14 protein-coding genes are annotated in these 14178 nt (G+C 68.9%); 6 read left to right on the plus strand and 8 right to left on the minus strand.

Translation table 11 applies throughout. The features are described from left to right. Nucleotides 1-10: 10 nt before the first annotated feature. On the minus strand, nucleotides 11-1318 hold the full coding sequence (locus DGO_RS14900) for an Ig-like domain-containing protein (RefSeq protein WP_014686338.1): 1308 nt from the start codon (nucleotides 1316-1318) through the stop codon (nucleotides 11-13). A 247-nt stretch (nucleotides 1319-1565) separates the two neighbouring features. On the opposite strand from DGO_RS14900, the gene DGO_RS14905 reads away from it, so the two are divergent. The 5 genes from DGO_RS14905 (at nucleotide 1566) to obgE (ending at nucleotide 5971) form a co-directional block, all read left to right on the plus strand. After that, nucleotides 1566-2558 carry an alpha/beta hydrolase family protein gene (locus tag DGO_RS14905; protein ID WP_043802743.1) on the plus strand — a complete coding sequence of 331 codons (993 nt, stop codon included), beginning with the start codon at nucleotides 1566-1568 and terminating at the stop codon, nucleotides 2556-2558. Nucleotides 2559-2560: 2 nt separating this feature from the next. Further along, nucleotides 2561-3616, plus strand: coding sequence for an alpha/beta hydrolase family protein (locus DGO_RS14910; RefSeq protein ID WP_145975354.1), 1056 nt, complete (start codon nucleotides 2561-2563; stop codon nucleotides 3614-3616). Nucleotides 3617-3968: 352 nt separating this feature from the next. Further along, complete coding sequence (gene rplU / locus DGO_RS14915) at nucleotides 3969-4271, plus strand: 50S ribosomal protein L21 (protein WP_014686341.1); 303 nt, start codon at nucleotides 3969-3971, stop codon at nucleotides 4269-4271. A gap of 17 nt (nucleotides 4272-4288) precedes the next feature. Continuing rightward, nucleotides 4289-4564: a 50S ribosomal protein L27 gene (gene rpmA, locus DGO_RS14920; protein ID WP_014686342.1), complete on the plus strand. Its 276-nt coding sequence runs from the start codon at nucleotides 4289-4291 to the stop codon at nucleotides 4562-4564. A gap of 84 nt (nucleotides 4565-4648) precedes the next feature. Beyond that, the gene (gene obgE, locus DGO_RS14925) at nucleotides 4649-5971 is read left to right on the plus strand and encodes a GTPase ObgE (protein ID WP_014686343.1); all 1323 of its coding nucleotides are present in this window, start codon (nucleotides 4649-4651) and stop codon (nucleotides 5969-5971) included. A 40-nt stretch (nucleotides 5972-6011) separates the two neighbouring features. Here obgE and DGO_RS14930 read toward each other — a convergent pair whose 3' ends face one another. The 5 genes from DGO_RS14930 to DGO_RS14950 all read right to left on the minus strand — a co-directional run bounded on the left by DGO_RS14930 (nucleotide 6012) and on the right by DGO_RS14950 (nucleotide 9967). Then, nucleotides 6012-7169 (minus strand): DUF418 domain-containing protein, encoded by a 1158-nt coding sequence (locus DGO_RS14930; protein WP_014686344.1) that lies wholly within the window; start codon nucleotides 7167-7169, stop codon nucleotides 6012-6014. Between the two features lie 288 nt (nucleotides 7170-7457). After that, nucleotides 7458-7985 (minus strand): macro domain-containing protein, encoded by a 528-nt coding sequence (locus DGO_RS14935; protein ID WP_043802746.1) that lies wholly within the window; start codon nucleotides 7983-7985, stop codon nucleotides 7458-7460. Between the two features lie 35 nt (nucleotides 7986-8020). Further along, nucleotides 8021-8749 (minus strand): guanylate kinase, encoded by a 729-nt coding sequence (gmk, locus tag DGO_RS14940; protein WP_050920841.1) that lies wholly within the window; start codon nucleotides 8747-8749, stop codon nucleotides 8021-8023. A 219-nt stretch (nucleotides 8750-8968) separates the two neighbouring features. Beyond that, nucleotides 8969-9400, minus strand: coding sequence for a hypothetical protein (locus DGO_RS14945; protein ID WP_014686347.1), 432 nt, complete (start codon nucleotides 9398-9400; stop codon nucleotides 8969-8971). Between the two features lie 264 nt (nucleotides 9401-9664). Beyond that, nucleotides 9665-9967, minus strand: coding sequence for an Lrp/AsnC family transcriptional regulator (locus DGO_RS14950; protein WP_043802750.1), 303 nt, complete (start codon nucleotides 9965-9967; stop codon nucleotides 9665-9667). A 99-nt stretch (nucleotides 9968-10066) separates the two neighbouring features. Between DGO_RS14950 and ahbA the strand changes: the two genes are divergently transcribed. Next, nucleotides 10067-11137, plus strand: coding sequence for a siroheme decarboxylase subunit alpha (ahbA, locus tag DGO_RS14955; RefSeq protein ID WP_043802754.1), 1071 nt, complete (start codon nucleotides 10067-10069; stop codon nucleotides 11135-11137). Nucleotides 11138-11207: 70 nt separating this feature from the next. On the opposite strand, the gene DGO_RS14960 is transcribed toward ahbA, so the two are convergent. Together DGO_RS14960 and tkt are read right to left on the minus strand one after the other, a co-directional pair. Beyond that, on the minus strand, nucleotides 11208-11855 hold the full coding sequence (locus DGO_RS14960; protein ID WP_014686349.1) for a hypothetical protein: 648 nt from the start codon (nucleotides 11853-11855) through the stop codon (nucleotides 11208-11210). Between the two features lie 118 nt (nucleotides 11856-11973). Beyond that, on the minus strand, nucleotides 11974-13950 hold the full coding sequence (gene tkt, locus DGO_RS14965) for a transketolase (protein ID WP_043802757.1): 1977 nt from the start codon (nucleotides 13948-13950) through the stop codon (nucleotides 11974-11976). Between the last annotated feature and the right edge of the window lie 228 nt (nucleotides 13951-14178).

Genomic DNA, 14178 nt, shown 5'->3' on the forward strand with positions numbered 1-14178 from the left:
TCCTTAAAGCTCAGCGGCGCGTCAGGGCGATCTGGTAGGTGTTGGTGGCCTTGTCGTCGGTGGCGTTGGGATCGTCGTGGATCAGGAAACTCGTCACGACCACCGTGTAGGTGCCGGCCACGGGCGCGTTGAAACGGATTTCCGACTCCAGGCCCGCGCCGCCGTCGTCGTCCTTTTCCAGCACGGTCTTGCCGTCGGGCATCAGGACCATCACGTAGGGGTCCAGGGTGCTGCCGGCATCCACGCTCACGCTCTTGACCGTCAGCTTGAGCATTTCGCCCGCCGCCGCCGTGTACTTGAAGTAGTCCATGTCACGCGACTTGCCGGCGACGGCCCCGTTGACCGGGGTATTCAGGGTCAGGGCCGTGGCCTGGGCCACGCTGTCGTTGGGCTCGTTGGCATCGGCGATGGCCACCTTCACCGTGGCGCTCGACTGGCCCACGTTGCCCGCCAGGTCGTAGGCCTTCGCGGTAATGGTATGCGTGCCGTTGTCGGCGAAGGCGTAGGTCTTGCTGGCGGTGTAGGGCGCTTCGGTGTCGGTCGCCACCAGGGTCGCGCCGTCGTAGAACTCGACCTTGGTGACCCCTACGTCGTCGCTGGCCGCCGCCGTGAAGGTGGCCGTGCCGGTGGCCGTCAGTTCGGTGGGCGACACCGTCAGGCTGGCCTTGGGCGCCACCGTATCCACATAGACCGTGATGGTCTGGGCCGCCAGCGTGGTCACGTTGCCGGCGAGGTCGTACAGCTTGACCGTGATGCTGTGCGTGCCGTTCTGGGCCGCCGAGTAGTTCAGGGAGGTGCTGTAGGGCGCCTCGGTGTCGGTGCTGCTGAGCTGGCCGTTGTCGTAGAACTCGGCGCGCGCGACGCCGCCTGCGTCGCTGGCCGTGACGTTGACCGTGTAGTTGCTGCCCGTGTTCTTGACGACGGTGAAGCTGCCGGTGGGCGGGGTGGTGTCGCCCGACCCGCCGACCGTCACGGTCGCCGTCGCCGCGTCGCTGGTGTTGCCGGAGGTGTCGGTCGCCACGGCGCGGTAGGTCAGGGTGCCGCTCGCCGCGCTCACGGTGTCGCTGTACTCGTAGGGAGACGTGGTGTCCTCGGCGAGCTTGGTGTCGCCGCGGTAGAAGGTCACGGACTTCACACCCACGTTGTCGCTGGCCGTCGCCACCAGCGAGACCGTACCGGCGCCGCTCAGCGCGGTAGGGGTGGCGCTCAGGCTCACGGCCGGCTTGGTGGTGTCGCCGGCGACGGAACCCGTGTTCCCGCAGGCACTCAGGAGTGCGCCGGTCAGGGCGAGGACGGAGAGGGTCTGGACTCTTCTCATAGGGACTCCTTGAACGGAACGTCGGCCGAAGCCGAAGGACATCGACGCCGTAAAAAAAGCCTCGCCGTGTGAAGCGTGAGACACGCTTCAGCGGACGTTGTGGGCTGGAAAGGCAGAATAGCCACTCGCTCAGTCATGTGCAAGGTGAGCTTCACCCGTGACTTATTTCGCACACATCCGCACACCTCACGTCTCAGAAGGCGGATTTGCCCACCAAGCGGGCCGCGCGCCGCCCCTACACTGCCCTATGCGTCCCGCCTCCCTGCTGCTCCTGGGCCTCGGCCTGAGCGCCCTGTCTCCGGCCCTGTTCCCTTCGGCGCAGGCGCAGTCGGCCGCCGCCCTGGCCCGTGTGGACGCCGCCCAGATGAGCATTCCGGCCGCGCGCGAGAAGGCTTACCCCGGCAGCGCCCTGACCGTACGCCAGACGCTGCGCGCAGGCAGCAACTACAGCCGCGCCGTGGTCAGCTACCAGTCCGGCGGCCTGCGCATCAATGCGCTGCTCACCGTACCGAACGGGACACCGCCCAAGGGGGGCTGGCCCGCCATCGTGTTCAACCACGGGTACGTTCCGCCGAACGTCTACCGCACCACCGAGCGGTACGTGGCCTATCAGGACGCCTTCGCCCGCGCGGGATTCGTGACCCTCAAGAGCGACTACCGGGGCCACGGCTCCAGCCAGGGTGAGGCGCTGGGCGGCTATTACGCACCCGGCTACACCGACGACGTGATGAACGCGCTCAGCAGTCTGAAAAAAGACCCCCGCGTGAACGCCGCGCGCATCGGTATGTGGGGCCACAGCATGGGCGGCTTCCTGAGCCTGCGCGCGATGGTCCTCGACAGGAGCGTCAAGGCCGGGGTCATCTGGGCCGGCGTGGTGGGCGACTACGACCAGCTCATGAACGGGTGGCCGCACAAGGCGCCCGCCAGCATTCCCCAGCGCGTGCTGAACCTGCGCAAGGTCGCCGTCGAGAAATACGGCACACCGAAGGCCAACCCCGACTTCTGGAACAAGCTCAGCGCCACGAGCTACCTGCGCGACCTCGGCGGGCCCCTTCAGCTCCATATCGGCACCGCCGACGAGGATGTCCCGGTGGCCTTCCACACCTCGCTCGCCGCGCGGCTCAAGGCCATCGGCCGGCCGGTGCAGAGCTACGTGTACCCCGGCGACAACCACAACCTCAGCCGCAACCTGAACACGGCCCTGGCGCGCTCGGTGGCCTTCTTCAAGGCGAACCTGTAGCCGTGGGGCGCGTGCTGGGTGGGCTGCTGACCCTGCTCGTGCTGGGGGTGGGCTATGTGGCCCTCACGCAGCCCGGGCGCCTGCCCTTTGCGCTGCCCACCCCGCGCGCGAATACACCGGGCACCTCTGTCCCACCGACTTCCGGCCCCACGACCGCCACGCCGCGCCCGCTGGAGGGGCTCCCGGACGCGGCGCTGGCCTCCTCCGTGGCGCGGCAACCGACGAGCATCGAGGCCCTGCGCGCGCGCGAGTACCCCGGCAGCGCCCTGACTGTGCGGCGCACCTTGACCCCCGGCGCGAACTACTCGCGGCAGGTCGTGAGCTATCAGTCCGAGGGCCTGCGCATCAACGCACTGCTCACCGTGCCCCGGGGCACGCCGCCCGAGGGGGGCTGGCCCGCCATCGTGTTCAACCACGGGTACATTCCGCCGGACGTGTACCGCACCACCGAGCGCTACGTGGCCTACCAGGACGCCTTCGCGCGGGCCGGCTTCGTGACCCTCAAGAGCGATTACCGGGGCCACGGCGATTCGGAGGGCGAGGCGCTGGGCGGCTACGACGACCCCGGCTACACCGTGGACGTGCTGAACGCCGCCGCCAGCCTGAAAAAGGACCCGCGCGTGAACCCGCGGCGGCTGGGGCTGTGGGGCCACAGCATGGGCGGGCAACTGTCGCTGCGGGCCATGCTGGTGGACCCCAGCCTCAAGGCCGCCTCGCTGTGGGCGGGCGTGGTCGCGGGCTACGACGTGCTGGCGACTGACTGGAACCGCCCGGCGGGGACGCCGCGCCCGGCACTCGACCCGATCAACCGCCGTTACCTGCGGCTGCTCAGCCCCAATGCCCACCTCGGGGACCTGCGCGGCCGGCCGCTGCAACTGCACCACGGCACCGCCGACGAGGACGTGCCCTACGCCTTCCAGCAGGCGCTGGCCGCCGACCTGCGCGCCGCCGGGCAGCCCTTCACGGCCTACCGCTACGAGGGCGACAACCACAACCTCAGCGGCAACCTGGGGCTGGCGCTGAGGCGCTCGGTGCAGTTCTTCCGGGACACGCTGTAGGCGTGGGGGCGACTGCTATACTGCCGGAGCTTCGTGACCCCAGGTCACGCCGGAGGTTTTCAGGAACGGCTCGCCCGCGCGAGTCCACGTGTACCGCGAGGACACGTCTTCAGAACGGGAACATGCACGCAACACGGCCGCCTTCTCCCCCCTGCGGGGAGCCTGCGCGCGGTTGCTGCCCGCCCCGTTCCGGCCAGGTTCCTGCACACTGGAGGTCCGGTTCGGGGGTTTTGGCGTGCCCCGGAGATATGCTATAGTCCCACGTTGGTGACCCGCCCCCTGGCGCGGGTGAGCGAGCGGCCCCCGCCCGGCAGCGTTCCAGAGGCGCGGCGGCCAAGCAGGAGGAAGTACGATGTTTGCAATCATTCAGACCGGCGGGAAGCAGTACCGCGTGCAGGAAGGCGACGTCATCCGCGTCGAGAGCCTCAAGGGTGAAGCGGGCGACAAGCTCGACCTTCAGGCCCTGTTCGTCGGCGGCGAGCAGACCGTCTTCGGCGAGGGCGCCGGCAAGTACACCGTGCAGGCCGAAGTCGTCGAGCACGGCCGCGGCACCAAGATCTACGTGCGCAAGTACAAGAGCGGCATCCAGTACCGCCGCCGCACCGGCCACCGCCAGGACTTCACCGCGATCAAGATCCTGGGCATCCAGGGCTAAGGGAGGATTGAACCCACATGGCACACAAGAAAGGCGTAGGTTCGTCCAAGAACGGACGTGACAGCAACCCCAAGTACCTGGGCGTGAAGAAGTTCGGCGGCGAGGCCGTCCTGGCCGGGAACATCCTGGTCCGTCAGCGCGGCACCAAGTTCAAGGCCGGCCCCAACGTGGGCATGGGCCGCGACCACACCCTGTTCGCTCTGGAAGCGGGCAAGGTCGTGTTCACCAACCGTGGCCGCACCGGGCGCTTCATCAGCATCGAAGTGGCCCAGACCGAAATCGCCGCCGACTGAACCCCCAGGGGTTGAGGCAGAGGCCGGGGCCTGCGGGTGCCCGGCCTTTTGCGTGCAGGTGGCAGGGCACAAAGGAGAAAGGCAATGGCTTTTCGTGACGTACTGAATATCGAGGTGGCGGCCGGCAACGGCGGCGACGGCTCCATGAGCTTCCACCGCGCCAAATACATGGAAAAGGGCGGCCCCGACGGCGGCCACGGCGGTAAGGGCGGCGACATCGTGCTGCGCGCCATCGAGGGCGTCGAGTCGCTCGAGCGCCTGGTGGGCCGGCGCAAATTCAAGGCCCCCAACGGCAACTACGGCGAGGGCCGGCTGCGCCAGGGGGCCGACGGCGAGGACGTGGTCATCGAGGTGCCGGTCGGCACGACCGCCTTCGACGAGGACAGCGGCAAGGTCATCGCCGACCTCGTGCGGGTCGGGCAGGAGAAGGTCATCGCGCGCGGCGGCCCCGGCGGACGCGGCAACTCGACCTTCGCCAGCAGCACGCGCCAGGCCCCGCGCTTCGCGGAACTCGGGGTGCCGGGCCGCAAACGCCGCGTGCGCCTGGAACTGCGCCTGATCGCCGACGTCGGTTTGGTGGGCTACCCCAACGCGGGCAAGAGCAGCCTGCTCGCCGCGCTCTCGCGGGCCAACCCGGCCATCGCCGACTACCCTTTCACGACCCTCTCGCCCATCCTGGGCGTGGTCGAGCGCCACGACGCCTCGGGCTTCCCGCTTGACGAGCGCTTCACGCTGGCCGACATTCCCGGCATCATCGAGGGGGCCAGCGAGGGCAAGGGCCTGGGCCTGGAATTCCTGCGTCACATCAGCCGCACCCGCCTGCTGGTGTATGTGCTGGACGTGACGCGCGACCCGGTCGAGGAACTGCGCCAGCTTCAGGCCGAGTTGCAGGCCTACGACCCCAGCCTCCTGAGCAACGTGGCGCTCGTGGCGCTGAACAAGGTCGAGCTGGTGGACGGCGACCTGAGCGCGATGGTCGAGGACGAGCTGGCCGAGTTCGGGCTGCCGGTGCTGCGCGTCAGCGCCCGCGAGGGCCAGGGTCTGGCCGAACTGCGCGAGGCCGTGTTTCAGCTGCTGCCCGACCGCGAACTGTGGGCGCAGCAGAGCGCCCTGGAAATCGAACCCGAGGAAGTCGTGGACGCCGCGCTGCGCGTCGTGTTCCGCGAGGACGCGCCGCCCAAGGGTGAGGGCGCGCCCGAGCGCGTCTGGGAAATCCACGGAGGCGGCTTCGAGGAGCGCATCGTGCGCTTCTCGCGCTACCTCGACGACGCGGCCGAGTACCTGGGCAACCTGTTCAAGCGCCAGGGCCTCTACAACGCCCTGAAGCGGGCCGGGGCGCGCGAGGGCGACACCGTCGAGATCGGCACCTTCCGCTTCGAATACTTCGAGGAAGAAGAGAGCCGCTGAACCGGGGTCAGGGAGCCGGGGCCGCGCGCCCCGGCTTTTTTCATCTGCCGCCGTACACCACGCGGCGCACGAGCCACTCGGCCGGGCCGGTGCCGAAGCGGCGCACCGTCCAGGCGCTCAGCGGCAACTGGAGCAGCCCGAACCCCAGCGCCAGGGCCAGCGTCGCCGCCGCGCCCCAGCGCCCGAACTGCGCTCCGGCGTAGGGATAGAACACGGTGGTCATGACGAGGCTCTGGGCCAGGTAGTTGCTCATGGCGGTGCGTCCGCTGGCGGCCAGGTGACGCAGGGGGCCCAGACGCCCGCGCGCCGCGAGCAACCCGATCAGGCCGACGTAGCCCAGCGCGCCCGCCAGCCCGCCGCTCATGCGGACCGGAATGGCGGCCAGGCCCGACAGGTAGTCGCCGCGCGTGTTGAGCCAGGCGAGCGCCCCGCCCAGCACGAGGCCAAGCGGTACCCCGACGGCCGCAAAGCGCCGCAGCAGCGGCAGATGGTCCTGGGGACGCAGCAGCAGCCCCGTTTTTCCCGCCGCCGCCCCCAGGCAGAACAGGGCGACCAGCCAGGGGCCGTTGTAGACCGCGCCGCCCAGCAGGTCGTTCAGGTACTCGGCGGCGCGCCCGGCGACGGCCCCGGTATAGGTACCGCCGTCCGCAAAGGAGGGCAGCCCCGAAAACCGGGGATAGACCTGGCCCCGGGCGGCGAACGCCAGGGCCGCGAACACCCCCTCCAGCAGCCACCATGCCCCCAGCACGCTTGCCAGCACCAGCAGGGCGCGGGCGCGCAGGCGCGCGACGGCCATCAGCGCCAGCCCCAAGACCGCATAGGTGGCGATGATGTCGCCGTGCCACACCAGCACGAAATGCAGTGACCCGACCACCAGCAGCGCGAGGTGCCGGCGCAGGAACACGCCTGCCCCCTGCCGCGCCAGCAGCCCCGCCGCCCCCCACCCGAACAGCATGGCGAAAATGGAGATGAACCGCCCGTTGAACAGCATGTCGGTGAACACCTGCGCGGCGCGGTCGAGTCCGGCCTGCTGCCACTCGCGCAGGCCCGCGAAGTCCTGCATGTTGACGACCAGGATGCCCAGCAGCGCCGCGCCGCGCAGCACGTCCGGCAGCGGCGAGCGGTCCTGCTGCGGCCCGCGCCGGGGGGCAGCGGCCAGGGCCTCGGCGTCGGGGGGCAGGGATACAGGAGCCGTCATGCCCGCAGGCTAGCGCCCCCGAGGGGGAACGAAGGCATAAAAAATCCGCCTCTCGGGCGGTGATGTCAACAACTCTAGCGCGGTATGCAGGAGATGTCCAGTCTATGCTTCCGGTGCCTCCGAGGGACCGGTCCTCCCTACCCGGGTCAACAGACCCGAAACGAAAAATCCGCCCTTCGCGGACGGTGATAGCTCAACTATAGCGCCGAATCCAGCCGGGATCAAGGGTATGCAACGGCTCGACAAAACGGCCTCCTGCACGGCATTTTCCTGTGCCTTCCAACCCCATTATTCGGCATCCGGCGTCCCCAATGCCCTCTCGAAGACATGCAGCGTGCCCACGTCGTAGAGCACCACCCGCGCCGTGAGGTCGGGCCACTGGCGCAGGCCATCGTGCAGGGCGCGCAGGGCGACAACCGCCGCCTGCTGAACAGGGTAACCGTAGACCCCGGTGCTGATCGCCGGGAAGGCCACCGTACGGCAGCCGTGTTCGGCCGCCAGCCGCAGGCTCTCGCGGTAGGCCCCCGCGAGCTGCTCAGGCTCGCCCTGGGCACCCCCGCGCCACACCGGCCCGACCGCGTGGATGACGAAGCGCACGCCCAGGCGCGCCAGCCCGAAGGCGGGCGTGATGACGGCCGTGCCGGTCGGCGTCCCCCCGATGGCGCGGATGGCGCGCAGCAGCTCCGGCCCGGCGGCGCGGTGGATGACCCCGTCCACCCCACCGCCGCCCATGAGCTGCCTGTTGGCGGCCGTCACGACCGCGTCGGTGTGCTGCGCGGCGATATCGCCCTGCACGAGTTCCAGCCTGGGAGTCATGCCCCAGCATAGGCCGCGTGCCGGACGCCCGGTCTTCAGGAATCGACCACCTGACGCAGCGCCTCGGTCTTCAGCGCGCCGCTGCGCACGGTCGCGGCGAGGGCATGCGCTTCGCGCTCGGCCTCGGTCCAGTTGGCCTCGGGACGCTGCGTGGCGCGCTCGGCCTGCTGGACGGCCAGCAGTTCCTGTACGGCGCGGTTCAGGTCGTCGTTGACGATCACGTAGCGGAAGGCGTGCGCCTGCATGATCTCTTCGCGCGCGCGCAGCAGCCGCTTTTCGATCCGTTCGGGCGTCTCGGTGGCGCGCCCGGTCAGGCGGCGGCGCAGTTCGGTGAGGCTGGGCGGCATGATGAACACCAGAATGGCCCCGTCGCCCATGCGGTCCTTGACCTGCATGGCCCCCTCGACCTCGATTTCCAGCACCACGTCCTGCCCGCGCGCCAGCGCCGCCTCGATGGGTTCGATGGGCGTGCCGTAGTGGTTGCCCACGAACTGCGCGTGCTCCAGAAAACCGTCCTGGCGCGCCTTCTCCAGAAATTCGGCCGGGGTCACGAACACGTAGTCGCGGCCCTGCACCTCGCCCGGGCGGGCCTCACGGGTGGTCCAGGAGGTCGAGTAGAACACGTCCTGCCCGGCCAGCCACTGCTCGCGCAGCGTCCCCTTGCCTACACCCGAGGCCCCCGTCATCACGATGAGCAGGCCCCGGCCCGCCGGTCGGCTCTCCTCTGTCCCGGCCACGCCGGTTCCCTGCTGCGCCCTGTCCATCTCCGAACCCGTCATTGCCGTGCAGCATACCCGGCCGGCACCGGGGCACGCATCCCGGCCCTGCGCGGATGGTCAGGCGTCCTTTCGGGTCCAGGAGCATCCACCGGCCCGGAGAAGGGACGAGAGCAACAGAAAGCGCGGAAATGCTTCGGTCGCCCCCAGGTTCTCTTGCTCCAGGCCCGGAACCGCGCCGCCGCACTTCCGCACAGGTGACCGTCTTTACTTGGTCTTGGTGGGTTTACGGCCCTTGGCACGCGACTTGCCGAGGTCCTGGCCCTTCTTGTAGCTCGCTTCCATCTTGCGCCGGGTTTCTTCGACCAGCGCCTTGAAATCCACGTCGCCGGACTCGACCGCTTCGAGGCTCACTTTGGGCGCGGCGGCGCGGCGGGTCACGCCCAGTTCTTCGTTGACGCCTTCGAACCACTTCTTGAAGGCCGCCGTATCGTCGAACAGCATGTCTTTGGTTTCGCGCTGGTACGTGCCTTCGGCGCCCCGGCGGCTGTACTGCTTGGGCATCGTAAAGCGTTCGGGCAGATTCATCGCATCGATCTTGCCCTCACGCACGGCGTCGCGGAAACGCTTGACGAAAGCGTCGCTGCGCTGGACATTGCTCAGTTCGTGGACCTGCTCACTCAGTTTTTTATAAGGCATAGGAAAACCCCTCCTTGCCGATTATCACCCTGGCCCGCTCAGCTGTAAAGGCGGCCCTCCCTTGTATTCAGCCATTTCAATCTCCGCTCATCTCTGCTTTGTAGGAGCCGGCACCCAGAGAACGTCTTCTTACGCGCTTCCTCAGCCTCTTCTTCATATGGTTACGCCACGCTGCAAAACATGGCTATACGGAGGGTCATCAAATAAAAAAGCCCCGCCGCAGACTTCCGGCGGGGCTCCCCGGCCCTGGGCCTCGTCGCCCGGTTATCTGCGGTCGTCCTCGCGGCCTTCGTCCAGGCCCACGCCGAACCCCTGGTCGAGCAGGTCCTCGCTATAGGTGCGGAAGGCCAGCATGGTCTGGGTCCTGACGATGCCCTCGACCTTGCGCAGATGACCCGTGACCACGTCGTCGAGGTCCTCGTACTGGGCGAGCTTGAGAATGGCGACGATGTCCCAGTCGCCGGTCACGCTGTAGACCTCGCGCACGCCCGGCACCCCGGCCAGGGCCTCGGCGGTTTCCTGAATACGCTGGCGCTCGGCCTGAAGCATCACGATTGCGGTGACCATGCCCGTATGGTACGCGCCCGGCCCCGCCGCCGGAGGAGCGGCGTCCTGACCGTTCGTTCGGGGACGTTCTACCGCCGCGCGCGGGCGTATGGTACGGACATGACCGTCACCTCGCCGCCTGATGGGGCCACCCCCAAGCCGCGCCTCACGCCGCGCGAAAAGCTCCTGAACCGTATCCAGAAGGACATTCCCATCGTGCGGCGGCCCTACCGCGTGCTCGCTGAGGAAGTCGGCCTGAGCGAGGCCGAAGCGCTGGAGATCCTGCGGGAGGTCAAGGCGCAGGGCGTGCTGCGTCAGGTGAGCGCCATCTTCGACACGCGCACCCTGGGCTACCAGTCCAGCCTGGTGGCGGCCGTGTACGCCGAGGACCAGCTCGACGCGGGGGCCGAAGTGGTCAACGGACACCCCGGCGTGAGCCACAACTACAAGCGCAACCACGACTTCAACCTCTGGTACACCATCGCCGTGCCGCCCGAAAGCAACCTCGAAGCGCACGTCCAGAAGCTGCACGAGACGAGCGGTGCCCAGCTCACGCGCCTGATGCCCACCCTGCACCTGTTCAAGATCGGCGTGGAGTTCGACATGAGCGGCCAGGAAGACTGGAACGCCAAGGCCAAGCCGCAGTACACGAGCGAGCAGCGCAACATCGGCTACGCCGTGACCGACCTCGACCGCGCCTTCGTCACCGAGTTCCAGAAGGACCTGCCCGTGACCGAGGAGCCCTACGCCGACGCCTGCGCCGCGCTGGGGCTGAGCATCGAGGACGTGTCGGCGCATGCCCAGAAGATGAAGGAAGCCGGAGCGCTGCGCCGCGTGTCGGCCGTGTTCCGCCACCAGAAGGCGGGCTTCACCTTCAACGCGATGGGGGTGTGGGCCGTGCCGCAGGAGGAGGTCGCCGAGACGGGCCGCCGCATGGCCGAGTTCAAGGCCGTGTCGCACTGCTACCTGCGCCCCACCTACCCCGAGTGGCCCTACACCATCTTCACGATGGTCCACGGCCGCAGCAAGGAGGAGGCCTTCGGCAAGATCGAGGCCATCGAACAGGAAGTCGCGAACGGCATCGACTACGCCATCCTGTACTCGACCAAGGAGTACAAGAAGATCCGCCTGGAGTTCTACAAGCCCGAGTTCTACGAATGGGCACGCGAGAATCTGGGCACCGAAGCCTGAGCCTGGGCATGAGGGAAGGGCGGCGGAGAGAGTCTCTCCGCCGCCCTTGGCCTTCGCCTAGCCCTTCAGCTCAGACGTACTGGCCGCCGTGACGCTGCATCGCGGCTTCCAGCGCGGCCTGGGGCACGTTGTCGTCCACTGCGATGGAACGGCCGCCCGAGGCGTTGGCCTGATCCATACGGTCGTAGGCTTCGTCGGACACGCTGTAGTCGTAATCGCGGCCCATACCCATGTCGCCGTCCGTGCGGGTGGGGTAGGCGGCGTTGTCGGCCGTGCGGCCGTCGTTGTTCTCGTCCACGCCCGCCGCGCCGCCGACCGCGCCCACGCCTGCGCCCACGCCCGAGCCCAGAGCCGCCATGCCCAGGATCATCGGGGCGGCGAGGCCGCCGGTCGCCACGGTCGCCACGGTGCCGGCGATCGCGCCGACGACCGCACCCACACCCGTCCCGGCCACGGCGCCCGCACCGGCGTCTTCGGCAGCGGCGCCCGCATCGCCCGCAGTGTCGTAGCGGTCGGTGTCGTTCATGGTGGTCGAGCCGCGCGGGTTCGTCATGGACGAGGCGCCGGTGCTCGTGCCCGAGGTGCTCAGGTCACCCGTCGTCCCGGAGCGGCGGGTCCAGGTGGTGTCGCGCGTCTCGGGCTGGATGACGCCCTGATCACGCAGGTCAGCAACGAAAGCGTCGGCCTGGGCCACCGTCGGGAAGATCAGATGTTTCATGCCCCGAGTGTGCCCGAGCCGCCTGCCTGGTCATATGAGCCCAAACCCAACAGACCTTACGTTTAAGGCCACGAGACCTTGGGGGAGGGTGGGGCGGTCCCCCCCTCCCTAGCGGGCCTCAGCCCAGGCTCTTGACCGTCTTGACGACGTTCTCGACGCTGAAGCCGAACTTCTCGAACAGGACCTTGGCGGGGGCCGACGCGCCGAAGGTCTCCATGCCGATCACCGCGCCGTCCAGGCCCACCCACTCGTACCAGGGCTGCTTGGCGGCGGCCTCGATGGCGACCCGCTTGACGCCGGGGGTCAGGACGCTGGCCTTGTACTCGGCACTCTGCTCGCGGAACACCTCAATGCAGGGCATGGACACCACGCGCGCGGCGATGCCCTCGGCGCCCAGTGCGTCGGCGCTGTCCAGCGCGAGGCTGACTTCCGAGCCGCTGGCGATCAGGATCACGCTGGGGTTCTCGGCGTCGCGCAGCACGTAGCCGCCCTTCCTGGCCCCCTCGATGTTGCGGGGCAGGATCGGCAGGTCCTGGCGCGAGAGGGCCAGCGCGGTCGGCCCCTTGCCGTACTCCAGGGCCATGAGCCACGCGGCGGCCGTCTCGTTGGCGTCGGCGGGGCGGATGACGTGCGCGCCCGGCACCGAGCGCAGCATGGCGAGCTGCTCAATGGGCTGGTGGGTGGGGCCGTCCTCGCCCAGGCCGATGGAGTCGTGGGTGAGCACGTAGGTCACGGGCTGCATCTGGATGGCCGAGAGGCGGAAGGCGGGCTTGAGGTAGTCCGCGAACACCAGGAAGGTACCCACCAGCGGGCGCGGGCCACCGTACAGCGCCAGCCCGTTGGCGGCGGCGGCCATGCCGAACTCGCGCACGCCGAAGTACACGTTGCGGCCCTCGTAGCTGCCCGGCGCGAACTCGCCGCCGTCCTTGATGGTCGTCTTGGTGCTGCCCGAGAGGTCGGCGCTGCCGCCCATCAGGCCCGGCACCACCTTGGCGAGCGCGTTGATGACCTCGCCGCCCGCGTTGCGGGTCGCGGCGGCCTTGCCCCCGACCTCGTAGACCGGCAGCGCGGCTTCGAGGTCATCGGGCAGCTTGCGCTCCAGCAGCGCCTGCACTTCGGCGGCCAGTTCGGGGTACTGGGCGCGGTAGCCGTCCATGAGCTTTTGCCACTCGGCCTCGTGGGCGGCGCCGCGCTCGGTGGCGTCCATGTGGGCCGCGACCTCCCCGGGCACCGTGAAGGCGGGGTAGTCCCAGCCCAGGGCGGCCTTCGTCTCGGCCACGCCCTCGGCACCCAGCGGCTCGCCGTGCGCCTTGCTCGTGCCCGCGCGGGGGCTGCCGAAGCCGATCACGGTCTTGACCTGGATCAGCGTGGGCTGGTCGAGGTTGGCCTGGGCCTGCTTGACCGCACTCTCGATGGCGGCCAGGTCGTTGCCGTCCTGCACGCGCAGCACTTCCCAGCCGTAGGCCCGGAAACGCTCGGCGGTGTCCTCGGACTCGGCCTTGAAGGTCGCGGTGTCGAGCTGCACCGAGTTGTCGTCGTGCAGCCAGATGAGCTTGCCAAGCTTGAGGTGGCCGGCCAGCGCCGCCGACTCGTGGTTCACGCCTTCCTGAAGGTCGCCGTCGCCCAGGAAGCTGTAGGTGTAGTTGTCGAAGATGGGAAAGCCTTCACGGTTGTACTGCGCGGCGAGGTGGTGCTCGGCCATCGCCATGCCGACCGTCATGGCCGCGCCCTGGCCCAGCGGCCCGGTGGTGGCGTCCAGGCCCTTGGTGTGGAAGAACTCGGGGTGGCCGGGCGTCTTGCTGTCCCACTGGCGGAAGTTCTTGAGTTCGTCCAGGGACAGGTCGTAGCCGGTGAGGTGCAGCAGCGAGTAGATGAGCATGCTGGCGTGCCCGGCCGAGAGCACGAAGCGGTCGCGCCCGGCCCACTCGGGGTTCTTGGGGTTGATGCGCAGGAACTTCTGCCACACCACGTAGCCCATCGGGGCCATACCCAGCGGCGCGCCGGGGTGGCCGCTGTTGGCGGCCTGCACTCCGTCGATGCTCAGGGTGCGAATCGTGTTGACACTGAGTTGCGCCACGTCCTTGTGCTCGGTCATGGGGGCAGTCTACCCGCCTGGGCCGCGCCGGGCAGGGCCTGTGTCTCGACGGGCCGGCAGCACGCGCCCCCCGCCGGGAACAGGCAGGGGGCACGGTGGAATTCACGTCCGGGGCCTGGAACGGTCCCTCCGGTCAGGCGGGCAAGCGCGCGGTCGGCACTTCCATTCCGGTATGAACAAAATACGCCCCAGACGTAACCCTGTCAAGACTTCTGTGTATGCTGCCGG

This window comes from Deinococcus gobiensis I-0 (assembly GCF_000252445.1).
In the GTDB taxonomy this organism is placed as follows: Bacteria; Deinococcota; Deinococci; order Deinococcales; family Deinococcaceae; genus Deinococcus; species Deinococcus gobiensis.